The sequence below is a fragment of the Streptomyces sp. NBC_00259 genome (assembly GCF_036181745.1).
GTDB lineage: Bacteria > Actinomycetota > Actinomycetes > Streptomycetales > Streptomycetaceae > Streptomyces > Streptomyces pratisoli.
This window is the reverse complement of the sequence record NZ_CP108080.1, coordinates 1,105,045-1,129,766: the sequence shown is the minus strand read 5'-3', so window position 1 is coordinate 1,129,766 and position 24,722 is coordinate 1,105,045. Positions and strand designations below refer to the sequence as shown.

Annotated in this window: 16 protein-coding genes and 3 rRNA genes; 16 read left to right on the top strand and 3 right to left on the bottom strand. The window is 67.4% G+C overall.

All coding sequences use genetic code 11. The features are described 5' to 3' along the window. Window positions 1-52 precede the first annotated feature (52 nt). A complete protein-coding gene (locus OG766_RS05035; protein ID WP_266378250.1) occupies window positions 53-553 on the top strand; it encodes an NUDIX domain-containing protein in 501 nt (166 codons plus the stop codon). On the opposite strand, the gene OG766_RS05030 is transcribed toward OG766_RS05035, so the two are convergent. Next, the gene (locus OG766_RS05030) at window positions 544-2,907 is read right to left on the bottom strand and encodes a glycoside hydrolase family 31 protein (protein WP_328724639.1); all 2,364 of its coding nucleotides are present in this window, start codon (window positions 2,905-2,907) and stop codon (window positions 544-546) included. The genes OG766_RS05035 and OG766_RS05030 overlap by 10 nt on opposite strands. 248 nt (window positions 2,908-3,155) lie before the next feature. Here OG766_RS05030 and OG766_RS05025 point away from each other — a divergent pair, with 248 nt between their 5' ends. Next, entirely contained in the window at window positions 3,156-5,132 is a 1,977-nt protein-coding gene (locus tag OG766_RS05025; RefSeq protein WP_266375963.1) for an acetoacetate--CoA ligase, read from the top strand. A 96-nt stretch (window positions 5,133-5,228) separates the two neighbouring features. Beyond that, on the top strand, window positions 5,229-6,122 hold the full coding sequence (locus OG766_RS05020) for a hypothetical protein (RefSeq protein WP_266375965.1): 894 nt from the start codon (window positions 5,229-5,231) through the stop codon (window positions 6,120-6,122). Window positions 6,123-6,190: 68 nt separating this feature from the next. Here the strand turns inward: OG766_RS05020 and ptsP are convergent, their stop codons facing one another. Both ptsP and OG766_RS05010 read right to left on the bottom strand, forming a co-directional pair. Beyond that, window positions 6,191-7,861, bottom strand: coding sequence for a phosphoenolpyruvate--protein phosphotransferase (ptsP, locus tag OG766_RS05015; protein ID WP_266375967.1), 1,671 nt, complete (start codon window positions 7,859-7,861; stop codon window positions 6,191-6,193). 97 nt (window positions 7,862-7,958) lie between these two features. Continuing rightward, entirely contained in the window at window positions 7,959-8,408 is a 450-nt protein-coding gene (locus OG766_RS05010) for a PTS sugar transporter subunit IIA (protein ID WP_266375969.1), read from the bottom strand. Window positions 8,409-9,091: 683 nt separating this feature from the next. Here OG766_RS05010 and OG766_RS05005 point away from each other — a divergent pair. The 13 genes from OG766_RS05005 to OG766_RS04945 all read left to right on the top strand — a co-directional run bounded on the left by OG766_RS05005 (window position 9,092) and on the right by OG766_RS04945 (window position 24,629). After that, window positions 9,092-10,617: ribosomal RNA gene (locus OG766_RS05005) — 16S ribosomal RNA — on the top strand. Window positions 10,618-10,926: 309 nt separating this feature from the next. Next, window positions 10,927-14,051: ribosomal RNA gene (locus tag OG766_RS05000) — 23S ribosomal RNA — on the top strand. A gap of 86 nt (window positions 14,052-14,137) precedes the next feature. After that, window positions 14,138-14,254 (top strand): 5S ribosomal RNA (gene rrf, locus OG766_RS04995). The 16S, 23S and 5S rRNA genes sit together here, the layout of an rRNA operon. 150 nt (window positions 14,255-14,404) lie before the next feature. Then, window positions 14,405-15,013: a CDP-alcohol phosphatidyltransferase family protein gene (locus OG766_RS04990; protein WP_266375970.1), complete on the top strand. Its 609-nt coding sequence runs from the start codon at window positions 14,405-14,407 to the stop codon at window positions 15,011-15,013. Window positions 15,014-15,127: 114 nt separating this feature from the next. Continuing rightward, window positions 15,128-17,623 (top strand): mannose-1-phosphate guanyltransferase, encoded by a 2,496-nt coding sequence (locus tag OG766_RS04985; RefSeq protein ID WP_266375972.1) that lies wholly within the window; start codon window positions 15,128-15,130, stop codon window positions 17,621-17,623. Window positions 17,624-17,732: 109 nt separating this feature from the next. Further along, the gene (locus OG766_RS04980; protein WP_266375974.1) at window positions 17,733-18,662 is read left to right on the top strand and encodes a DUF881 domain-containing protein; all 930 of its coding nucleotides are present in this window, start codon (window positions 17,733-17,735) and stop codon (window positions 18,660-18,662) included. After that, complete coding sequence (locus tag OG766_RS04975) at window positions 18,659-18,991, top strand: small basic family protein (RefSeq protein ID WP_242332811.1); 333 nt, start codon at window positions 18,659-18,661, stop codon at window positions 18,989-18,991. The genes OG766_RS04980 and OG766_RS04975 overlap by 4 nt, the downstream gene beginning before the upstream one ends. Window positions 18,992-18,996: 5 nt before the next feature. Next, window positions 18,997-19,938: a DUF881 domain-containing protein gene (locus OG766_RS04970; RefSeq protein ID WP_328724638.1), complete on the top strand. Its 942-nt coding sequence runs from the start codon at window positions 18,997-18,999 to the stop codon at window positions 19,936-19,938. Between the two features lie 81 nt (window positions 19,939-20,019). After that, window positions 20,020-20,952 carry an FHA domain-containing protein gene (locus OG766_RS04965; protein ID WP_266378253.1) on the top strand — a complete coding sequence of 311 codons (933 nt, stop codon included), beginning with the start codon at window positions 20,020-20,022 and terminating at the stop codon, window positions 20,950-20,952. A gap of 15 nt (window positions 20,953-20,967) precedes the next feature. Then, window positions 20,968-21,705 carry a transcriptional regulator FtsR gene (ftsR, locus tag OG766_RS04960; protein WP_266375978.1) on the top strand — a complete coding sequence of 246 codons (738 nt, stop codon included), beginning with the start codon at window positions 20,968-20,970 and terminating at the stop codon, window positions 21,703-21,705. Window positions 21,706-21,780: 75 nt separating this feature from the next. Beyond that, a complete protein-coding gene (locus tag OG766_RS04955) occupies window positions 21,781-22,254 on the top strand; it encodes a bifunctional nuclease family protein (RefSeq protein WP_026281837.1) in 474 nt (157 codons plus the stop codon). Window positions 22,255-22,484: 230 nt separating this feature from the next. Then, the gene (locus tag OG766_RS04950; RefSeq protein WP_266375980.1) at window positions 22,485-23,033 is read left to right on the top strand and encodes a MerR family transcriptional regulator; all 549 of its coding nucleotides are present in this window, start codon (window positions 22,485-22,487) and stop codon (window positions 23,031-23,033) included. Window positions 23,034-23,120: 87 nt separating this feature from the next. Further along, window positions 23,121-24,629 carry a DNA polymerase IV gene (locus OG766_RS04945; protein WP_328724637.1) on the top strand — a complete coding sequence of 503 codons (1,509 nt, stop codon included), beginning with the start codon at window positions 23,121-23,123 and terminating at the stop codon, window positions 24,627-24,629. Window positions 24,630-24,722: the final 93 nt, after the last annotated feature.

The window sequence follows — 24,722 nt, the reverse complement described above, 5'->3', positions numbered from 1 at the left end:
TGCAACAGCCGGAGCAGGAGGAGCAGTTCGCGTGTCCACGCCCCGGACCCCCGTGAGGGACTCCCACTGCTCCAGTTGCGGTGCCCGTTACCCCGGCGCCACCGCCTGGCCCCGCAGCTGCCCCGCCTGTGGCGACATCGCGTACCGCAACCCGCTTCCCGTCGCCGTCGCACTCCTGCCCGTCACCACCACGCACGGCACCGGACTGGTCGTCATCACCCGCACCATCGAGCCGCAGCTCGGCGGGATCGCCCTGCCCGGTGGGTTCATCGACCAGACCGAGGACTGGAAGCACGCGGTCGTACGGGAGCTGAGGGAGGAGACCGGCATCGAGGCCGCGCACGCGGACGTCCGGCTGGCCGACGCCCTCAGCTCGCCCGGCGGACATCTGCTCCTCTTCGGCCTGCTCCCGCTGCGGACGGCGGCCGAACTGCCGCCGTCCGCCCCCACCGACGAGACCGAGGGCTGGCACGTCCTCCACGAACCCGCGGAGCTGGCGTTCCCCCTGCACACGACGGCGGTACGGAACTGGTTCGCGGGCCGCTACGCCTGAGCACCGCCTTCGCCCCGTACCCGCAGCGGACGTTCCACCCGCACCGCACCGGCGCCGGACACCCGCTCCACCACCACCCGGCCGTCCACCAGCCGCGACGCGTACCGCTCCACCGCCGGGCGCGGCGACACCCCGGCCGAGTCCTCGACGACCACACCCGTTCCGGTACGCCCCGGCGCGGGCGCCCACACCTCCAGCTCGGTGCCGCCGTCCTCACCGCGTACGGGAACCACCGCACCCGCCCGCGCCAGCACCGGTATCCGCGACAGCGGCGCGTCCAGCAGCACCTGCCCCGGCCCCTCGTACGCCCGGCCGGACACGGTGTCGTACCAGAGCCCCCGCGGCAGCCGCACCGCCCGCCGGTCCGCGCCGGGCTCCAGCACCGGAGCCACCAGCAGCGCGTCACCCAGCAGGAAGGCGTCCTCGCAGTCACGCAGCGCCCGGTCGCGGGGCGCCCCCCACCACAACGGCCGCACATACGGTGCCCCGGTGAGGTGCGCCAGCCGCGCCAGGGTCACGAAGTACGGGCGCAGCCTTTCCCGTTCGAGCAGCGCCGCCTTGGCGTGACCGAGGACCTGCGGCCCGAACTCCCACGGCTCCCTGCGCCCCGCGTCGATCGCCGCATGCGTACGGAACAGGGGCAGATACGCACCCAGCTGGAACCACCGCAGGAACAGCTCCGGCGAAGGTCTGCCGTCGAAACCGCCCACATCGGGACCCGAGTACGGCACCCCGCACAGGCCGAGCCCCAGCACCAGTGACAGCGACGCCCGCAGCCCCGGCCAGCCCGTCGCCACATCACCGGACCAGGTCCCGCCGTACCGCTGCATCCCCGCCCAGCCGGACCGGGAGAACAGGAACGGGCGCTCCCCGGGCCGGAGCCGCCGCAGCCCTTCGTAGCCGGCCCGGGCCATCCCGAGCGCGTACACGTTGTGGGCCTCGCGGTGATCGCCTCCCCGGCCCTCCAGCGCGTGCCGGGCGGAACGGGGCAGCGTCATGTCGCCGAACGGAGCGAACGACACCGGCTCGTTCATGTCGTGCCACACGCCGGCGAAGCCCTGGGCGAGCCGCTCCTCGTACAGCTCGCCCCACCAGGCACGGACCGCCTCGTCGGTGAAGTCCGGATACACACACTCGCCGGGCCACACCACCCCGCGCACCGCCCGGCCGCGCCCGTCGCGTACGAACGCACCGGTCGCGGCGCCACCGTCGTACACGGCATACCCGGGCTCCGCCTTCACCGCGGGATCGACGATCGACACCAGCCGCACCCCGTCCGCCCGCAGCTCCTTCGCGAGCCCGGGCAGGTCCGGGAAACGCTCACGGTCGACGGTGAACACCCGGTGCTCGTCGTAGTGGTCGATGTCCAGATGCACCGCCGAAAGCGGAAGCCCTCGTTCCCGGTAGCCCGCCACCACCCGGCGGACCTCCTTCTCACTGCCGAAGCCCCAGCGCGCGTGCTGCGGGCCCAGCGCCCACGACGGGGGGAGTGCGGGAGCGCCCGTGAGCGCCGTCCAGCCGCGCAGTACACGCGCCGGCGTGCCCACGACCACCCAGCAGCGCAGCGGCCCGCCTCCCATCCGGACCTCACTCGTACCCGGCCGGTCGTGGCCCGAGCCCGCACCCTCCTCGCCCTCGCGCAGGGTGACCTGCCCCTCCCACGAGTTGTCGAGGAACGCCAGATGGGTACCGGCGTCCGCGACCACCAGTTGCACCGGCATCGTGATGTACAGCGGATCGTCGCCCGGCCCGAAATGTCCGCGCGGATCGGTGTTCCACAGCCGGTACGTGCCGTCCCTCAGCCGCGGTCCCGACGCTCTGCCGCCGAGCCCGAAGAAGCGGGCGTCCGCGGCGACTTCGCTGCGCTGCAGCCAGCGCGACGGCCCGCCGTCAGCAGGTTCCCACCAACGCGGCGGCAGATCCTTGCGGAGCACGACCCCGCCCGGTGTCCGGATCTCGACCCCGCCGTACCGGGACACCGCCACCGTGACCCGTTCGGACACGATGCGCCAGCCGCCGTCCTTGTCGGGCTCCAGCTCGGCGCGGGGATCTGCCTCCGGTGGCGCGCCCTCCAGGGCGTACGACGGCTCGGGCTCCGCACCGTCCCAACCCCAGAAGACGACGCCGGCGGCCGTGACCCGCACCCGGAGCTCGGAACGGGCGAACCGGACGATTCCTCCCCCCGGCAGCGGCTCGGCCCCGGTCACCGCGCCCGGCACCCGCGCACGTTCCGCGCCTCGCGGCTGCAGGCCCCATGCGTCCGTACGTCTCCGGCGCCACGCCGAACGCGCGGCGCGCAGCCCCTGCACCGTCCCGAAGACCCTTACCGAACGCACCAGCTCACGACCGTCCATGCTGCTCAGCCTGCCATCCACCAGGGGCTTGGCGGGGATCGTTCAACTGCCGTTCACCCGTGGTGGGAGCACACAATCAGCCGGTTCGCCATGGGTGGCGAGCCCTGGTGCGGAAGACGATCACATGGCATCGTCCCTGTCAGCCGCGCGAAAGCACACCCACGCCCCGCGCGGGGACCACACGTAGACCACGTGCCGACCACCTGCCGACCACGCGCAGAGCCACACCGCCGCCCGGGAGCCGCCCCATGACCTCAGCAGTGAACCCTGCCCCCCTCTGGCAGCCGGACGCCGACCGCATCGCCGCCGCCCGGATCACCCGCTTCCAGGCCTGGGCCGCCGAACGGTACGGCGCCCCGGCCGAAGGCGGCTACCCCGCGCTGCACCGCTGGTCCGTCGGCGAGCTGGACACCTTCTGGCAGGCGGTCGCCGACTGGTTCGACGTACGGTTCTCCACCCCGTACGAGCGCGTCCTCGCCGACCGCACCATGCCCGGCGCCCAGTGGTTCCCCGGCGCCACGCTCAACTATGCCGAGCACGCCCTGCGCACCGCCGATGACCCCGCCCGCGCCCACGAACCGGCCCTCATCCATGTGGACGAAACACATGACCCGGCCTCCATCAGCTGGACCGAGCTGCGCCGCCAGGTCGGCTCGCTCGCCGCGCGGCTGCGCGCCCTCGGCGTACGCCCCGGCGACCGCGTCAGCGGCTACCTGCCCAACATCCCGCAGGCCGTGACCGCCCTCCTCGCCACCGCCGCCGTCGGCGCCGTATGGACCTCCTGCGCCCCAGACTTCGGCGCCCGCAGCGTCCTCGACCGCTTCCAGCAGGTCGAACCCGTCGTCCTCTTCACCGTCGACGGATACCGCTACGGCGGCAAGGAACACGACCGGACCGACACCGTCGCCGAGCTCCGCCGCGAACTGCCCACCCTCCGTGCCGTCGTCCACATCCCGCTGCTCGGCACCCCGGCCCCCGAAGGCGCCCTCGACTGGTCCGAACTGACCTCCGCCGACACCGAGCCCGTCTACGAGCAGGTCCCCTTCGACCACCCCCTCTGGGTCCTCTACTCCTCCGGGACGACCGGCCTCCCCAAGGCGATCGTCCAGTCCCAGGGCGGCATCCTCCTCGAACACTTCAAGCAGCTCGGCCTGCACTGCGACCTCGGCGCAGGCGACCGCTTCTTCTGGTACACCTCCACCGGCTGGATGATGTGGAACTTCCTCGTCTCCGGCCTGCTCACCGGCACCACCGTCATCCTGTACGACGGCAGCCCCGGTCACCCCGACACCGGCGCCCAGTGGGCCATCGCCGAACGCACCGGAGCCACCCTCTTCGGCACCTCCGCCGCCTACGTCATGGCCTGCCGCAAGGCCGGCGTCCACCCAGGCCGCGACCACGACCTCTCCCGCGTCCAGTGCGTCGCCACCACCGGCTCCCCGCTCCCGCCCGACGGCTTCCGCTGGCTCCACGACGAGGTCCGCGAGGACCTGTGGATCGCCTCCGTCAGCGGCGGAACGGACGTCTGCAGCTGCTTCGCCGGCGCCGTCCCCACCCTCCCCGTCCACATCGGCGAACTCCAGGCGGCCTGCCTCGGCACCGACCTCCAGGCCTGGGACCCGCACGGCAAGCCCGTGATCGGCGAGGTCGGCGAACTCGTCGTCACCAACCCCATGCCGTCCATGCCGATCCACTTCTGGAACGACCCCGACGGCAGCCGCTACCACGACAGCTACTTCGAGATGTTCCCCGGCGTCTGGCGCCACGGCGACTGGATCACCATCACCGACCACGGCTCCGTCGTCATCCACGGCCGCTCCGACTCCACCCTGAACCGCCAGGGCGTACGCATGGGTTCCGCCGACATCTACGAAGCCGTGGAACGGCTGCCCGAGATCCGCGAATCCCTCGTCATCGGCCTCGAAGAACCGGACGGCGGCTACTGGATGCCGCTCTTCGTCCACCTCGCACCCGACGCCGTCCTCGACGAGGCCCTGCGCGCCCGCATCAAGCAGACCATCCGCGAACAGCTCTCCCCACGCCACGTCCCGGACGACATCATCGAGGTCCCTGGCATCCCCCACACCCTCACCGGCAAGCGCATCGAGGTCCCGGTCAAGCGCCTCCTCCAGGGCACCGCCCTCGCCAAGGCCGTCAACCCCGGCTCGGTCGACAACCTCGACCTGCTGCACTTCTACGAGGACCTGGCCCGCAACCGAGGCTGATCCCCGCCGACGGACCCCGCGACGTCACGTTGTCAGTGCTCACGGTTACGGTGAGTGAGCACTGATCAACAGCGCTCACGGGGACCAGGGGGATTCATGACCCACACCAGGAACAAGACGCGCACCAGGACCAAGCGGCAGTCCATGCGGCGAGCACTGCGCCGTGACGTGGCGTCCACCGTCGGCCTCCTGGCCGACGACCACGACTTCGCGGCCATGCGCCGATACCGGAGCTTCGCCTTCGACGACCATCCCGACTATCTCCACCACGTCGAGGGCCTGCTCAGAGGACTGTCCGAACAGGGAGGGCACACCGCGGTAGCCCTGTTCGACCCGGAGGACTTCGCCGCCTTCTGCACGGAGCGCGGACTCGACCCGGACTCCTCCGCCAGCCGCGGCCGCTACACCGCGGAGGTCGCGGCGGCCGGCGCCGCCGTCGCCTACACCGGCCAGCCGATCGACGACCTCGTTCCGCTGCTCGTCAACCTCTCCGTCCGCCACGCCACATGGCAGTACGCCACCGGCCTGCTCGGTGACCTCGGCGGCTGCACGGACTGCGGCGAGGACCTCGGCCGCTCCGCGTTCGAGCGCGCCTCACAGCTGCTGCTCGCTCTTCTCGCCGGCGCGGGCCCGGGGACCCACCACCTCGTGTGCAGCGTCCCCGCCACGGAGGACCAACTCCTGGCGGTCCTCCACACCACCACACGCGACGCCAGCGCACCGGCCGAGCTCGACCCCACCGAAGGCGCCGAATTCGCCACGGTCCTCGCCGTCGGCATCGCTCTCGGCAGCCCCGGAGGCGTCGTGCTCAGGACGTCCGCGCCCGACGCCCCCGACCGGCTCCACGGCTGGCGACTCCACCACGGCCGTCTCGTCCCGCTCACCGAGGGCGAGGTCTTCAGCGCCTACTGCACGGACGCGGACACCGGAGAGCCACTCTCCCCGGAGCCCGGCGTCCAGTACTGCGCGGGCTTCGACCTCGGCGACTGACCCTGGGGAACGGAAAAGGGGCTCCCCGCCGCACAGGCGGGAAGCCCCTCCACACACCGGCCGTCAGGTCACTCCCCGGACAACACCGCCTGCGCGGCGAGCCGCGCCTCCTCGGCGGTGTCCGCGGCACGCGCCGCGGCGGCCGCACGCTCGCACTGAGCCAGCGTGTACTTCGCCAGCGTCGCCCGCACATACGGAATCGACGCCGCGCCCATCGAGAGAGAGGTGACCCCCAGACCGGTCAGCACACAGGCCAGCAGCGGATCCGACGCCGCCTCACCACAGACACCACAGCTCTTGCCCTCGGCCTTGGCCGCATCCGCGGACAGCGCCACGAGGTCGAGCAGCGCGGGCTGCCACGGGTCCTGCAGCCGCGACACCGCACCCACCTGCCGGTCGGCCGCGAAGGTGTACTGCGCCAGGTCGTTCGTGCCCAGCGACAGGAACTCCACCTCCTGCAGCACCGAGCGCGCCCGCAGCGCGGCGGACGGAATCTCGACCATCGCGCCGAACTTCGCGTTCAGCCCCGCCGCACGGCACGCGTCCGCGAACGCCTTCGCGTCCGTGCGGTCCGCAACCATCGGCGCCATGACCTCGAGGTAGACGGGCAGTCCCTCGGCAGCCTTGGCCAGCGCGGTCAGCTGCGTCCGCAGAACGTCGGGATGGTCGAGCAGAGTGCGCAGCCCGCGCACACCCAGCGCCGGGTTCGGCTCGTCCGCGGGCGTCAGGAAGTCGAGCGGCTTGTCCGCACCCGCGTCCAGCACCCGCACGACCACCCGGCCCTCGGGGAACGCCTCCAGCACCTTCCGGTAGGCCTCGACCTGCTTGGCCTCCGACGGCGCCTGCTTGCTGTCGTCGAGGAAGAGGAACTCGGTGCGGAACAGACCGACCCCCTCGGCCCCGGCGGCCACCGCCGCCGGGACGTCCGCAGGACCGCCGACGTTCGCCAGCAGGGGCACCTTGTGCCCGTCGGACGTCGCACCCGGACCGGTGGACGCCGCGAGCGCGGCCTTCCGCGCCGCGGCCGCCTCGGTCAGCTTCGCTCGCCGCTCGCCGCTCGGCTCCACGAAGATCTCACCCGTACTGCCGTCCACCGCGACGACCGTGCCCTCGGCCAGCTCACAGGCGCCCGGCAGCGCCACGACGGCCGGGACCCCGAGGGCCCGCGCCAGAATTGCGCTGTGGCTGGTCGGCCCGCCCTCCTCGGTGACGAAGCCGAGCACCAGCGTCGGGTCGAGCAGCGCCGTGTCCGCGGGAGCGAGGTCCCGCGCGATCAGTACGTAGGGCTCGTCGCTGTCCGGCACACCCGGCATCGGCACACCCAGCAGGCGCGCCACGATCCGGTTCCGTACGTCGTCGAGGTCGGCCACACGCCCGGCCAGGTACTCACCGGCACCCGCCAGCAGAGCCCGGTACGCGGCGAAGGCGTCGTACACGGCGCGCTCGGCCGTGCTGCCGACGGCGATGCGCCGGTCGACATCCGCCATGAGCTCCGGGTCCTGGGCCATCATGGCCTGCGCCTCGAGCACGTGCTGAGCCTCGCCGCCGGCCAGATTGCCGCGCGCGACAAGATCGGCGGCCACAGCGTCGACGGCGTGCCTGGCGCGCCCCTGCTCGCGCTCGGCGTCCTCCACCGGGATCTGCTTGGCCGGCGGTTCCAGAACCGCCGTGCCCATGTGCCGAACCTCGCCGATCGCCACCCCGTGGCTCACGCCGACGCCTCGCAGCGTTGTCTCCATTTCACCCGTCTCCGATTGTGCGGCGGTCCCAGCCGCCGCGATGGATCTACCACTGGCCCGTCTCCACGACGGCGAACCCGTCTCTACGACGGAGCGGTCACTGCCAGCTGAACAGCTCGTCGCCGGACTTCACGTCGCCGTCCTCACGGACACCGGCCAGTGCGTCGGCCGAGGCCTCGAGCGCCACGACGGGGCAGATTGGGGACTTGCCGGCCGCCTCGACGGCGACGGGGTTCCAGCGCACGACGGCCTGGCCACGGGTCACGGTGTCGCCCTTGTTGATGAGGAGCTCGAAGCCCTCCCCATTGAGCTGCACCGTGTCGATGCCGAGGTGGGTCAGCACTCCGTGCCCCTCGGAGTCGACGACGACGAAAGCGTGCGGGTGCAGGGAGACAACGATGCCATCCACGGGAGACACGGCCTCGGACGGTTCACGTACGGGATCGATCGCGGTACCGGGGCCGACCATCGCACCGGAGAACACCGGATCGGGCACAGCGGCAAGCCCGATGGCACGGCCGGCCACAGGCGACGTCACGGTTGTCATGGGGGGCCTCCCAGGGGGTGGAGATTCAACTGTCGCCGTCACTGCCTGTCCTGGACGGCGTACTGTTCAGAAGCGTATGTCATAGGAAGTCCAGGTTCCGTGCGAGAGCTACCAGTTGGGCGGACCTGGAGGGCTCCGGAAACGATTTGCCTCGTCTACCGGCGACATGTACTGTCGTACCCCTGCCTGGCCACGACGCGACTACGCGTCATGGGTCGGCAGCACCTATCAAGCCCCGACATCGTAACTGGTCTACACCTCTGCATGCCCGCAGACGTGGTTGGTCAGACGGACGGAAAAAGGCTGATAGAGTTCCGAAGCCCGGAAAGGGAAATCGCGAAAGCGGTAGAACGGCCCGGCAGCCCGCTCCAGCGGGTGGCAGAAACGGAAATCGGATCTGCTAAGCTGGAAACACGAAGGGAAGCGCCCGGAGGAAAGCCCCAGAGAATGTTCTGCGGGTGAGTACGAAGGAAGCGTCCGTTCCTTGAGAACTCAACAGCGTGCCAAAAATCAACGCCAGATTAGTTGATACCCCGTCTCCCATCGTGGAGATGAGGTTCCTTTGAAAAGTCCTACCGGCCCATGTGGCGGGTAGGCGACACAGCGAGGACGCTGTGTGCGACCGGGACCATTCCTCTTGGTCGCACCGCTCTCGTGGTGTTCACCCGGATTACCGGGAAGCATTCACGGAGAGTTTGATCCTGGCTCAGGACGAACGCTGGCGGCGTGCTTAACACATGCAAGTCGAACGATGAAGCCCTTCGGGGTGGATTAGTGGCGAACGGGTGAGTAACACGTGGGCAATCTGCCCTTCACTCTGGGACAAGCCCTGGAAACGGGGTCTAATACCGGATACCACTCTCTTCCGCATGGGAGAGGGTTGAAAGCTCCGGCGGTGAAGGATGAGCCCGCGGCCTATCAGCTTGTTGGTGGGGTGATGGCCCACCAAGGCGACGACGGGTAGCCGGCCTGAGAGGGCGACCGGCCACACTGGGACTGAGACACGGCCCAGACTCCTACGGGAGGCAGCAGTGGGGAATATTGCACAATGGGCGAAAGCCTGATGCAGCGACGCCGCGTGAGGGATGACGGCCTTCGGGTTGTAAACCTCTTTCAGCAGGGAAGAAGCGAAAGTGACGGTACCTGCAGAAGAAGCGCCGGCTAACTACGTGCCAGCAGCCGCGGTAATACGTAGGGCGCAAGCGTTGTCCGGAATTATTGGGCGTAAAGAGCTCGTAGGCGGCTTGTCACGTCGGATGTGAAAGCCCGGGGCTTAACCCCGGGTCTGCATTCGATACGGGCAGGCTAGAGTGTGGTAGGGGAGATCGGAATTCCTGGTGTAGCGGTGAAATGCGCAGATATCAGGAGGAACACCGGTGGCGAAGGCGGATCTCTGGGCCATTACTGACGCTGAGGAGCGAAAGCGTGGGGAGCGAACAGGATTAGATACCCTGGTAGTCCACGCCGTAAACGTTGGGAACTAGGTGTTGGCGACATTCCACGTCGTCGGTGCCGCAGCTAACGCATTAAGTTCCCCGCCTGGGGAGTACGGCCGCAAGGCTAAAACTCAAAGGAATTGACGGGGGCCCGCACAAGCAGCGGAGCATGTGGCTTAATTCGACGCAACGCGAAGAACCTTACCAAGGCTTGACATACACCGGAAACGGCCAGAGATGGTCGCCCCCTTGTGGTCGGTGTACAGGTGGTGCATGGCTGTCGTCAGCTCGTGTCGTGAGATGTTGGGTTAAGTCCCGCAACGAGCGCAACCCTTGTCCTGTGTTGCCAGCATGCCCTTCGGGGTGATGGGGACTCACAGGAGACCGCCGGGGTCAACTCGGAGGAAGGTGGGGACGACGTCAAGTCATCATGCCCCTTATGTCTTGGGCTGCACACGTGCTACAATGGCCGGTACAAAGAGCTGCGATGCCGCGAGGCGGAGCGAATCTCAAAAAGCCGGTCTCAGTTCGGATTGGGGTCTGCAACTCGACCCCATGAAGTCGGAGTTGCTAGTAATCGCAGATCAGCATTGCTGCGGTGAATACGTTCCCGGGCCTTGTACACACCGCCCGTCACGTCACGAAAGTCGGTAACACCCGAAGCCGGTGGCCCAACCCCTTGTGGGAGGGAGCTGTCGAAGGTGGGACTGGCGATTGGGACGAAGTCGTAACAAGGTAGCCGTACCGGAAGGTGCGGCTGGATCACCTCCTTTCTAAGGAGCTTCTAGGCCGCCGGGCTTGCCCGGGGGTCCAGAGCCACTACGTCGGCGAATGTCCGACGGTGGTTTGCTCAAGGGTGGAACGTTGATTATTCGGCACGATCAGGATGAGGACTGTTAGTACTGCTTCGGCGTGGAACGCAGAGTCTCGACTGGTTGTGCCGGGCGCGCTGTTGGGTGTCTGAGGGTGCGAGCGTGAGCTCGCCCTTCGCGATGCCGGCCCCAGTGAACTCGTCCTAGAAGGGCGGGGTGGTGGGTGGCTGGTCGTTGCTTGAGAACTGCACAGTGGACGCGAGCATCTGTGGCCAAGTTTTTAAGGGCGCACGGTGGATGCCTTGGCACCAGGAACCGATGAAGGACGTGGGAGGCCACGATAGTCCCCGGGGAGCCGTCAACCAGGCTTTGATCCGGGGGTTTCCGAATGGGGAAACCCGGCAGTCGTCATGGGCTGTCACCCGCTGCTGAACACATAGGCAGTGTGGAGGGAACGAGGGGAAGTGAAACATCTCAGTACCCTCAGGAAGAGAAAACAACCGTGATTCCGGGAGTAGTGGCGAGCGAAACCGGATGAGGCCAAACCGTATGTGTGTGAGACCCGGCAGGGGTTGCGCATGCGGGGTTGTGGGATATCTCTTTCATCGTCTGCCGGCGATGAGACGAGTCAGAAACCGTTGATGTAGGCGAAGGACATGCGAAAGGTCCGGCGTAGAGGGTAAGACCCCCGTAGCTGAAACATCAACGGCTCGTTTGAGTTATTCCCAAGTAGCACGGGGCCCGAGAAATCCCGTGTGAATCTGGCGGGACCACCCGCTAAGCCTAAATATTCCCTGGTGACCGATAGCGGATAGTACCGTGAGGGAATGGTGAAAAGTACCGCGGGAGCGGAGTGAAATAGTACCTGAAACCGTGTGCCTACAAGCCGTGGGAGCGTCGCGCATCGAGCTTGCTCGGTGCGTCGTGACTGCGTGCCTTTTGAAGAATGAGCCTGCGAGTTAGCGGTGTGTAGCGAGGTTAACCCGTGTGGGGAAGCCGTAGCGAAAGCGAGTCCGAACAGGGCGATTGAGTTGCACGCTCTAGACCCGAAGCGGAGTGATCTAGCCATGGGCAGGTTGAAGCGGAGGTAAGACTTCGTGGAGGACCGAACCCACCAGGGTTGAAAACCTGGGGGATGACCTGTGGTTAGGGGTGAAAGGCCAATCAAACTCCGTGATAGCTGGTTCTCCCCGAAATGCATTTAGGTGCAGCGTCGTGTGTTTCTTGCCGGAGGTAGAGCACTGGATAGGCGATGGGCCCTACCGGGTTACTGACCTTAGCCAAACTCCGAATGCCGGTAAGTGAGAGCGCGGCAGTGAGACTGTGGGGGATAAGCTCCATGGTCGAGAGGGAAACAGCCCAGAGCATCGACTAAGGCCCCTAAGCGTACGCTAAGTGGGAAAGGATGTGGAGTCGCAGAGACAACCAGGAGGTTGGCTTAGAAGCAGCCACCCTTGAAAGAGTGCGTAATAGCTCACTGGTCAAGTGATTCCGCGCCGACAATGTAGCGGGGCTCAAGCGTACCGCCGAAGTCGTGTCATTGCAGCATGAGGGCCAACGCCCGCTGTGATGGGTAGGGGAGCGTCGTGTGCCGGGTGAAGCAGCCGCGGAAGCGAGTTGTGGACGGTTCACGAGTGAGAATGCAGGCATGAGTAGCGATACACACGTGGGAAACGTGTGCGCCGATTGACTAAGGGTTCCTGGGTCAAGCTGATCTGCCCAGGGTAAGTCGGGACCTAAGGCGAGGCCGACAGGCGTAGTCGATGGACAACCGGTTGATATTCCGGTACCCGCTTTGAAACGCCCAATATCGAATCAGACGATGCTAAGGCCGTGAAGCCGCCCCTGATCTCTTCGGAGTGAGGGGGAGTGGTGGAGCCGCCGGTCCAGATCTGTAGTAGGTAAGTGATGGGGTGACGCAGGAAGGTAGTCCAGCCCGGGCGGTGGTTGTCCCGGGGTAAGGGTGTAGGACGCACGGTAGGCAAATCCGTCGTGCACATAGTCTGAGACCTGATGCCGAGCCGATTGTGGTGAAGTGGATGATCCTATGCTGTCGAGAAAAGCCTCTAGCGAGTTTCATGGCGGCCCGTACCCTAAACCGACTCAGGTGGTCAGGTAGAGAATACCGAGGCGTTCGGGTGAACTATGGTTAAGGAACTCGGCAAAATGCCCCCGTAACTTCGGGAGAAGGGGGGCCATGTCCGGTGATGAGTCTTGCACTCTGAGCTGGGGGTGGCCGCAGAGACCAGCGAGAAGCGACTGTTTACTAAAAACACAGGTCCGTGCGAAGCCGTAAGGCGATGTATACGGACTGACGCCTGCCCGGTGCTGGAACGTTAAGGGGACCGGTTAGCTCCATTTCGGTGGGGCGAAGCTGAGAACTTAAGCGCCAGTAAACGGCGGTGGTAACTATAACCATCCTAAGGTAGCGAAATTCCTTGTCGGGTAAGTTCCGACCTGCACGAATGGCGTAACGACTTCTCGACTGTCTCAACCATAGGCCCGGTGAAATTGCACTACGAGTAAAGATGCTCGTTTCGCGCAGCAGGACGGAAAGACCCCGGGACCTTTACTACAGTTTGATATTGGTGTTCGGTTCGGCTTGTGTAGGATAGGTGGGAGACTGTGAAACTCATACGCCAGTATGGGTGGAGTCGTCGTTGAAATACCACTCTGGTCGTGCTGGATGTCTAACCTGGGTCCGTGATCCGGATCAGGGACAGTGTCTGATGGGTAGTTTAACTGGGGCGGTTGCCTCCTAAAGAGTAACGGAGGCGCCCAAAGGTTCCCTCAGCCTGGTTGGTAATCAGGTGTTGAGTGTAAGTGCACAAGGGAGCTTGACTGTGAGACCGACGGGTCGAGCAGGGACGAAAGTCGGGACTAGTGATCCGGCGGTGGCTTGTGGAAGCGCCGTCGCTCAACGGATAAAAGGTACCCCGGGGATAACAGGCTGATCTTCCCCAAGAGTCCATATCGACGGGATGGTTTGGCACCTCGATGTCGGCTCGTCGCATCCTGGGGCTGGAGTCGGTCCCAAGGGTTGGGCTGTTCGCCCATTAAAGCGGTACGCGAGCTGGGTTTAGAACGTCGTGAGACAGTTCGGTCCCTATCCGCTGTGCGCGTAGGAGTCTTGAGAAGGGCTGTCCCTAGTACGAGAGGACCGGGACGGACGAACCTCTGGTGTGCCAGTTGTCCTGCCAAGGGCATGGCTGGTTGGCTACGTTCGGGAGGGATAACCGCTGAAAGCATCTAAGCGGGAAGCCTGCTTCGAGATGAGGACTCCCACCTCCTAGAGAGGGTAAGGCTCCCAGTAGACGACTGGGTTGATAGGCCGGATATGGAAGCCCAGTAATGGGTGGAGTTGACCGGTACTAATAGGCCGAGGGCTTGTCCTCAGTTGCTCGCGTCCACTGTGTTAGTTCTGAAGTAACGAACACGCCGAGACCACCCCGTGGTCGGCCAGTTCACATCTTCATAGAGTTTCGGTGGTCATAGCGTTAGGGAAACGCCCGGTTACATTCCGAACCCGGAAGCTAAGCCTTTCAGCGCCGATGGTACTGCAGGGGGGACCCTGTGGGAGAGTAGGACACCGCCGAACAAATTGTGGGGAAAGCCCCGGACCAGGTACTGGTCCGGGGCTTTTCTGCGTTCCAGGGCCCATGGGCGACGACCCCTGTGTATACCCCGTATCCGCCTGAGGGTAAGGTCATGGGGCATCGTTGGTACGTTCGGCACAGGAGGCCCCCGGGTGGAGGTCCAGGAGACCCGTGTTCAGACCGACCGGGTACTCACCATCCCCAACATCCTCAGCATGGCTCGCCTACTTGGCGTACCGCTGTTCCTGTGGCTGATCCTGCTGCCCGAGTTCGGCGGCCCGAAGGCCGACGGATGGGCACTGCTGGTGCTGGCGCTGAGCGGGGTCAGCGACTATCTGGACGGGAAGCTGGCCCGCCGCTGGAACCAGATCAGCAGCCTGGGACGGATCCTCGACCCTGCCGCCGACCGGCTTTACATCCTTTCCACCCTGGTGGGCCTGACCTGGCGCGAGATCCTGCCACTCTGGCTGACCCTGGCCCTTTTGGCACGGGAGTTGATGCTCCTGGTGATGGTGGGAATCCTCCGCCGGCACGGCTATCCGCCTCCCCAGGTGAACTTCCTGGGCAAGGCCGCTACCTTCAACTTGATGTATGCGTTCCCGCTCCTGCTGCTCAGTGACGGAAACACGTGGCTTGCGTCACTTGCCGAAGTCTTCGGATGGGCGTTCGCAGGATGGGGTACAACTCTGTATTGGTGGGCAGGGATCCTCTACGTGGTTCAGGTCCGCCGACTCGTCAAGGCTGATGCCGTGGCCGATTGAGCCGTTTGCACAGAGCTGTGCAGAGTCCGCCGGTCCGACGTGACATGGAGAAGGACCTGCCCGGACGGGTGAAGTCGGCTGGACCGTCGTCTCTTCAAGGAGGACGCTTCCGACATGAAGGCCGTCGTGATGGCTGGCGGCGAAGGTACGCGACTTCGCCCCATGACCTCGAGCATGCCCAAGCCACTCCTGCCGGTGGCCAATAGGCCGATCATGGAGCATGTGCTGCGCTTGCTGAAGCGGCATGGGCTCACTGAGACGGTCGTAACCGTCCAGTTCCTGGCCTCCCTCGTCAAGAACTATTTCGGTGACGGCGAAGAGCTGGGAATGGAGCTCACTTATGCCAACGAGGAGAAGCCACTCGGCACCGCGGGGAGCGTGAAGAATGCCGAAGAGGCGCTGAAGGACGACGCGTTTCTCGTCATCTCCGGGGACGCTCTCACCGACTTCGACCTGACCGATCTCATCTCGTTCCACAAGGAAAAGGGCGCACTGGTCACGGTGTGCCTCACCCGGGTGCCGAATCCTCTCGAATTCGGCATCACCATCGTGGACGAGCACGGGCAGGTCGAGCGGTTCCTCGAAAAGCCGACCTGGGGCCAGGTCTTCTCGGACACCGTGAACACCGGCATCTACGTCATGGAGCCCGAGGTCTTCGACTATGTCGAGGCCGATGTGCCGGTGGACTGGTCCGGTGATGTCTTCCCGCAGCTCATGAAGGAAGGCAAGCCGATCTACGGCTACATCGCCGAGGGCTACTGGGAGGACGTGGGCACCCACGAGAGCTATGTGAAGGCCCAGGCGGACGTCCTCGAAGGCAAGGTCGACGTCGAACTCGACGGCTTCGAGATCTCGCCCGGCGTATGGGTGGCGGAAGGCGCCGAGGTCCATCCGGACGCTGTGCTGCGCGGGCCGCTCTACATCGGGGACTACGCAAAAGTCGAAGCCGATGTCGAAATTCGCGAGCACACCGTCGTCGGGTCGAACGTGGTCGTGAAGAGCGGCGCATTTCTGCACCGTGCCGTCATTCACGACAACGTGTACATCGGGCAGCACAGCAATCTGCGCGGCTGCGTGATCGGTAAGAACACCGACATCATGCGGGCCGCACGGATCGAGGACGGCGCCGTCATCGGCGACGAGTGCCTGATCGGCGAGGAATCGATCGTCCAGGGCAATGTGCGCGTCTACCCGTTCAAGACCATCGAGGCCGGCGCCTTCGTCAACACATCGGTGATCTGGGAGTCGCGCGGTCAGGCGCATCTCTTCGGTGCCCGAGGCGTTTCCGGGATCATCAACGTCGAGATCACGCCCGAGCTGGCCGTGCGCCTCGCGGGGGCGTACGCCACCACGCTCAAGAAGGGCGCGACCGTCACCACGGCACGTGACCACTCGCGAGGTGCGAGGGCGCTCAAACGGGCCGTGATCTCCGCGCTGCAGACCAGCGCCATCGACGTGCGCGACCTGGAGAACGTGCCGCTGCCCGTCGCCCGTCAGCAGACCGGCCGCGGAAGCGCCGGCGGCATCATGATCCGTACGTCGCCCGGTGTGCCGGACTCCGTCGACATCATGTTCTTCGACGAGCGCGGAGCCGACCTGTCGCAGGCCGGACAGCGGAAGCTGGATCGCGTCTATGCGCGGCAGGAGTACCGGCGGGCGTTCCCCGGCGAGATCGGTGACCTGTACTTCCCGGCCAGCGTCTACGACTCGTATACGGGTTCGCTGCTGCGCAACGTCGATACGACGGGGATCGCCGATGCGGGGCTCAAGGTCGTCGTCGACGCGTCGAACGGCAGCGCCGGGCTCGTTCTGCCGAGCCTCCTCGGCAAGCTCGGCGTGGACGCGCTGACGATCAATCCCGGGCTCGACGAGTCGCGCCCCACCGAGACGGTCGATCAGCGGCGGTCCGGTCTGGTGCGGCTCGGTGAGATCGTGGCGTCCGCACGGGCCGCGTTCGGCGTGCGCTTCGACACCGTCGGTGAACGGCTGTCACTCGTCGACGAGCGGGGCCGGATCATCGAGGACGACAGGGCACTGCTCGTCATGCTCGACCTCGTGGCCGCCGAGCGCCGCAGTGGGCGGGTCGCCCTGCCGGTGACGACGACACGGATCGCCGAGCAGGTCGCCGCGTACCACGGCACACAGGTGGAGTGGACGACCACCTCGCCCGACGACCTGACCCGGGTCGGCCGGGAGGAGTCCACCATCTTCGGCGGAGACGGCCGTGGCGGGTTCATCGTGCCCGAGTTCAGCAGCGTCTTCGACGGGACGGCGGCGTTCGTGCGGCTCATCGGGCTGGTGGCCCGCACCCAGCTCACGCTGAGCCAGATCGACGCCCGGATTCCGCGGGCGCATGTGCTGCGCCGGGACATGGCGACGCCATGGGCCGTGAAGGGCCTCGTGATGCGCAGGGTGGTCGAGGCGGCGGGAGACCGCTCCGTGGACACGACGGACGGTGTGCGCGTGGTCGAGGCGGACGGCCGGTGGGTGATGGTGCTGCCCGCCCCGGCCGAGGCCGTCACCCATCTGTGGGCCGAGGGCCCGGACGACGCGTCCGCCCAGGCGCTCCTCGACGAGTGGTCGGCTGTGGTGGACAGCGCAGGTCAGTGAGCAGATCGGTGACCTGACAGCGGTGCGCCGGAGGGCGGATGGGCCCGTCCTCCGGCGTACCCCTGGGGCCATTCGGCGGTAGCGCTTGCGGCGTGCGACGATGTGCGGCATGCCGCAGCAGCCCCCCGTCCGGAGCACCGCCTCACCGCCGCCGCGTCCAGATGCGTCCATGTCGCTGCTGAACAATGTCATGGACCACAGCCTCGACGACGGATACGCGGAGGCCGCGGCCCGCAGGCAGGCCGAGGGAGGGCCGCTGCCGAAGACGCTGCGGGCCCGGCTGTGGCTCGGGGCAGGACTGGTGCTGGCGGCACTCGTCGTGACGCTCGGTGCCGCGCAGGCGCGGATATCGGCACCCGTGGTGGCGAAGGAGCGCGAGGAGCTGATCGACCGCATCGACGCGGAGACGTCGGCGGCCGACGAGTTGGAGAAGAGCGTCGACCGTCTCCGTGACGAGGTCGGCGAGCGGCAGCGCAAGGCCCTGGAGAAGCACGGTGGCAGCCAGGGCGACCTGGTCGCCCTGCTCTCCGGCGCCACCGAGGTGACCGGGCAGGGCGTCAAGCTCGTCGTCGACGACGCCAAGGACAGTGAGTCGGCCGGCGGCGGTCCGCGTGAGAACAGCGGCTTCTCCGACACGGGGCGGGTCCGCGACCGCGACATGCAGCGCGTCGTCAACGGGCTCTGGGAAGCGGGTGCGGAGGCCGTCTCGATCAACGGACAGCGGCTGACCGCGCTGTCCGCGATCCGTGCGGCCGGCGACGCCATACTCGTCGACAACAGGCCGCTGGTGCCGCCTTACACGGTGCTCGCTGTGGGGGACGGGAAGAAGCTCAGCACCCGCTTCCAGGACGGTGTGGACGGCCAGTACCTCCATGCGCTGCAGGAGAACTTCGGCTTCCGCACCAGCATCGCCGCCCAGGAAGAGGTGCGCCTGCCTGCCGCGCCGAGCCTGATCGTACGTACCGCAGAGCCGAGGACCGCCGGTGCCGCAGCGCGCACCGGGCAGGGCACGGCAGACACAGGGAAGGGCACATCGTGATCGCCGTACTGGGCCTCGTCGTGGGAGTCGTGGCGGGATTGTTGCTGCGCCCCGAAGTTCCGGCGGTGGTCGAGCCCTACCTGCCGATCGCCGTCGTCGCGGCCCTCGACGCGGTCTTCGGCGGTCTGCGGGCCATGCTCGACGGAATCTTCGTCGACAAGGTCTTCGTCGTCTCGTTCCTGTCGAACGTCGTGGTCGCCGCGCTGATCGTCTTCCTCGGCGACAAGCTGGGCGTCGGAGCCCAGCTGTCCACGGGTGTGGTGGTCGTGCTCGGCATCCGGATCTTCTCCAACGCGGCAGCCATCCGCCGCCACGTGTTCCGGGCGTGAGGCCGATGAGCGACAACGACACGACTCCTCTGAAGCCGGTCGACCACCAGGCGCAGCCCCTGCCGAACCAGTCCGCGGCTGCGGAGCCCGCGGAGCGGGACGCCCCGGCGGCACAGTCCCCGGCGACGCAGGCCCCGGCGACGCAGGCCGCGGCGACGCAGGCCGCGGCGACGCAGGCCGCGGAGACGGCCACCGCCGAGACGGCACCATCCGCCGAAGGGCCGCAGCTGACAGGCCGGCAACGGCTGGTCGCGGGACTCTGGCCGCCCCGCTTCTCCCGCGCCCAACTCATCGTCGCGCTCCTGCTGTTCGTCCTCGGTCTCGGTCTGGCCATCCAGGTCCGCTCCACGAGCGACAACAGCGCGTTGCGCGGGGCACGTCAGGAAGATCTCGTGCGCATCCTCGATGAACTCGATGACCGCACCGCGCGTCTGGAAGATGAGAAGCAGCGTCTCGAAGATCAGCGCACAGAACTGGAGACCAGCTCGGACCAGGCCGAAGAGGCGCGGAAGCAGACACAGGAAAAGGAGCGCCAGCTGGGCATCCTTGCCGGTACGGTGGCGGCCGAGGGCCCCGGTATCACGCTGACCATCGACGATGGCGCGGGTGCCGTCGAGTCGGACATGCTGCTCGACGCGATCCAGGAGCTGCGCGCCGCGGGTGCCGAGGCGATCCAGGTCAACGGTGCCCGGGTCGTCGCGGACTCGTACTTCTCCGGCGGTGACGGCGACATCGAGGTGGACGGGAAGAAGATCACTGCCCCGTACCGGTTCAAGGTGATCGGCAAGCCTCAGGACCTCGAGCCGGCGCTCAACATTCCCGGGGGCGTGGTGCAGTCCCTGGAGAAGGAGCAGGCCACCGCCACGGTGGCGCGGTCTCAGAAGATCGTCGTGGACGCCTTGCGACCTGTGGAACGGCCTGACTACGCTCGGTCGTCCTCCCGGTGAGGCGGGGCGTGAGGGGGAGGCCGGACATGGACAAAGGGTTGCGGGGGGTCGGCGCATCGTAAGCGTGCTGCGTGGTGGAAACTGTCCGGAGGGTACGGACGTTGTGAGGGTGTCCGGGTCGGCAAGTGTGTTCGTTCAGGGTTCCTGCCCCACGGGCGGGTCTATTTCGGTCAAGGGGAATCGCCCGTGAAGTTGTTTGGGAAGTTGTTCGGCAAGAGCGCACGCGATGACAGCGGCACCGCCCGCCATCGCGCACCGCGCCATGGCCAGGAGGCGGAGCAGAGCGGCGAGCGCCCGCTCTTCCGGGACGAGGTCGCCGGGGGCGACATTCCCGGCGGTCAGGGCGCGTCTGCTGTTGACCCTGCCGGTCCCGGCCGCATAGGTTTCGGGGAACCGTCAACCTCAAGTGCGGGTGGAGGGTTTACGCCCGACCCGTATGCATCCCATGCCACCGCGGGGCAGCCGCGGCAGGAGGATCCGTCCATGCCGGTGTGTACGCGATGCGGCAATCGCAACGCCGAAACCAGCCGCTTCTGCTCCAACTGCGGCGCGCCGCTGCGGTCCGGAGCGCCTGCGGAGCGCGCTTCGGAGACGACCTCGACGATCTCCATCTCCGGGATCGAGGCCTATGAGGCGGAGGCCACGGGCCAGACGCCCATTCCCTCGCTCTCGCCCGAGGCCCAGGCGGCCGTCGAGGCGCTGCCGCTCGGCTCGGCACTCCTCGTGGTGCGTCGCGGACCGAACTCGGGCAGCCGCTTCCTCCTGGACAGCGAGCTGACGACGGCAGGCCGTCACCCCCAGAGCGACATCTTCCTCGACGACTTCACCGTGTCCCGTCGCCATGTGGAGTTCCGCAGGGGAGCCGACGGCACGTTCACCGTCACGGATGTCGGCAGCCTCAACGGCACGTACGTCAACCGCGAGCCCATCGACTCGGTCGTCGTGGCGAACGGTGACGAAGTTCAGATCGGCAAGTACCGGCTGGTCTTCTACGCGAACCAGCGGGGCGTGTGACCCTCAGGGAAGTCCATGCTGCGAACTCCGACGGGCGGTGCCGGTCACGGCACCGCCGGTGGCAACCGGCTGGTCAGCATCGGCTCGGTGCTGGCCCAGCTGCGTGACGAGTTTCCCGAGGTCACGATCTCCAAGATCCGTTTCCTGGAGGCCGAGGGACTGGTCGAGCCGCAGCGCACCCCCTCGGGCTACCGTAAATTCAGCCCGGAGGATGTCGAGCGGCTCGCTCAGGTCCTCCGCATGCAGCGGGATCACTATCTTCCTCTGAAGGTCATCCGTGAGCATCTCGACGCCCTGGGACGTGGTGAGGAGCCTTCGCTGCCGCCCCAGGGCGCGCCGGGGGAGGCTGCCGCGGCAGGGGAGCTCCAGCCGGAGCGGCCCACCGCCGCCCGCGTCGGCCGGGCCGAGCTGCTCGCCGCCGCCGAGGTGACCGAGGAGGAGCTCGACGAATGGGAGTCCTACGGGCTCATCACTCCGGCGGCGGACGAGGGTTACGACGCCGAGTCCGTGACCGTGGCCAAACTGATCGCCGATCTGGGCAGATTCGGTCTGGAGCCGAGGCATCTGCGTGCGATGAAGGCGGCCGCGGACCGCGAGGCGGGGCTGGTCGAACAAGTGGTCGCCCCGCTGCGCCGGCATCGCAATCCGCAGACCAGAGCCCATGCCGAGGCGACCACGAAGGAGCTCGCGGCGCTCTCGGTACGGCTCCACGCGGCCCTGGTGCAGACGGCACTGGGTGTACGACTGCCCTGAGCCTGCCCCGGGCTCGCACCGACCTCGGGGGAGCCCGACTACCCAAACCTGCCGAGCACGTCCTAGGGTTGCTGTGTGAACGAGCTCGACGTTGTGGGTGTCCGGGTGGAAATGCCCTCGAACCAGCCGATCGTGCTCCTGCGTGAAGTGGGAGGCGACCGCTACCTCCCCATCTGGATCGGACCGGGGGAGGCGACCGCGATCGCCTTCGCGCAGCAGGGCATGGCCCCCGCCAGGCCACTGACCCACGACCTGTTCAAGGACGTGCTGGAGGCCGTCGGCCAGGAACTCACCGAGGTCCGGATCACGGATCTGCGTGAGGGGGTGTTCTACGCCGAGCTGGTCTTCGCCAGTGGGGTCGAGGTGAGCGCCCGGCCCTCCGACGCCATAGCGCTCGCGCTGCGCACCGGCACGCCGATCTACGGCAGTGACGGGGTGCTCGACGACGCGGGCATCGCGATCCCGGACGAGCAGGAGGACGAGGTGGAGAAGTTCCGCGAGTTCCTCGATCAGATCTCGCCCGAGGATTTCGGCTCCAGCAGCCAGTGACCAGGTACCCGCGACGTAAACCGGCGCACACGGGCAGATTCGAGCAGCCTTTCCCCGGAAATGGGAACGGGAAACCACTCTCAGGGTGATTATCACTCGGCGTGCCGAGTGTGGCGATCGTTGACGCACCCTTGGCGACTCCCTACCGTCGAGAGGGCAGGTCAAGGACGGAGGTCGGCGTGAGAAGCAGCGGCGACGGTACTGCAGCGGGTCCTCTCGGACGCACTCCGATGGAGGGCGTGCCGTATCCGCTCGACGGAAGTGCGACGGCCGACCCGACGATCGAGACCATCGGCTACCGGGGACCGACGGCGTGCGCGGCGGCGGGCATCACCTACCGGCAGCTCGACTACTGGGCTCGTACCGGTCTGGTCGAACCCAGCGTGCGGCCGGCGTACGGATCGGGCACCCAGCGGCTCTACAGCTTCCGGGACGTTGTCGTCCTCAAGATCGTGAAGCGCTTCCTGGACACGGGAGTCGCGCTGCAGAACATCCGGGCGGCGGTCCAGCACCTGAGGGCCCGCGGCTTCGAGGACCTGGAGCGCATGACGCTGATGAGCGACGGCGCGACGGTGTACGAGTGCTCGTCGCCCGACGAGGTCGTCGACCTGCTCCAGGGCGGGCAGGGCGTCTTCGGGATCGCCGTCGGTGTGGTGTGGCGGGATGTCGAGGCAGCGCTGTCGCAGCTGCACGGCGAGCGCATCGACACGGGAGAGACGCTGGTCGGCCACGATCCGGGTGATGAGCTCGCGCGGCGCCGCCGTGAGCGGGCCGGCTGACCGCGCACCGACACCGGAGAGCGGCCGCGGGTCCGACTCGCACGCTCGTACGGCCGAATGTCAGTGCCGTAGGGCAGCATCAGAGCTGTGAGATCCGCGCCCACCATCCTGCATCTGGACATGGATGCGTTCTTCGCCGCCGCGGAGCAGGCGGCGAAGCCCAGCCTGCGCGGGAAGCCGGTCGTCGTCGGCGGCTTGGGTGTGCGCGGAGTGGTGGCCACCGCGTCGTACGAGGCGAGACGGTTCGGTGTGCACTCCGCGATGCCCATGGCGCAGGCGCGCCGTCTGTGTCCGAACGCCGCGTATCTGGTCCCGCGGTTCTCGCTCTACAGATCGGTCAGCGACCAGGTGATGGAGCTGCTGGGCCGGCTGTCGCCCCTGGTCGAGCCGCTGAGCCTGGACGAGGCCTTCGTGGACCTGGAGGCGGGCGGCACGGCCCATGACGCGCACTCGGCGCGTGAGGCCGGTGAGCGGCTGCGCAGGGACATTCTCGAGGCCACGCGGCTGACCGGTTCGGTGGGCCTGGCCGGATCGAAGATGCTGGCGAAGATCGGCTCCGAGCAGGCCAAACCCGACGGGCTGGTGCTGATCGAGCCGGGCACCGAGCGGGAACTGCTCGGCCCGATGCCGGTCCGGACCCTGCCCGGGGTGGGGCCGGCGACCGGTGAGCATCTGCGGCGGGCGGGCATGACCACGGTCGCCGAGCTGGCGGAGGCCGGCGAGGACGAGCTCGTACGGTTCCTGGGGAAGTCGCACGGGGCCGCGATCCACCGGATGGCGATGGGATACGACGACCGGCCCGTGGTCGCCGAGCGGGACGCCAAATCGGTGTCCGTCGAGGACACGTTCGACGTTGATCTGCACGACCGCGTGCGGATCAGGACGGAGGTCGAGCGTCTCGCGGACCGCTGTGTGCGACGGTTGCGCGGGTCCGGGCACTCGGGGCGGACGATCGTGCTGAAGGTGCGGCGGTTCGACTTCACGACCCTGACGCGGTCGGAGACGCTGCGCGGGCCCACCGACGACCCCGCGGTCGTGCGGGAGGCCGCGGCCCGGCTGCTGGAGGCGGTGGACACCACGGGCGGAGTCCGGCTGCTGGGCGTGGGGGTGAGCGGGCTCGCCGACTACACGCAGGAGGATCTGTTCGCTCAGGCCGCGGCGGGGGAGAGCCGGGACGACGAGGCGGACACAGGTCCGGCGCGGGAGCCGGCGGGCGAGGAGCCGCAGGAGCACCAGGAGACGCCGGCCCCGGCCGAGCGGCGCTGGTCCGCGGGCCAGGACGTGCGGCACGCGGAGCACGGTGCGGGATGGGTCCAGGGCAGTGGGCTGGGACGTGTCACCGTCCGCTTCGAGGAACCGTGGTCCGTGATGCCGGGGCGGGTGCGGACGTTCGCCGTGGACGACCCCGATCTGGAGCCGTCGGAGCCGCTGCCGCTGGTGCGGCAGCCGCCGGATCAGTCGTCGTGCCCGGCAAGCCGGCCGAAGTCGCGGTCGCCCGCCGGTCCCGTGGCGGGGCCCGGCTTCCCGGCGGCGTCGTCGGAGGCCGAGGGAGGGGAGGTCGGCTTCTCCGGCGGAGCGGGCAGGTCCAGACCGTAGTGGTGGTACAGCTGCAGTTCCTGATCGGGGGAGAGATGCCGGCCGACACCGAAGTCGGGTGCGTCCTTGATCAGGGCGCGCTCGAAGGGTATG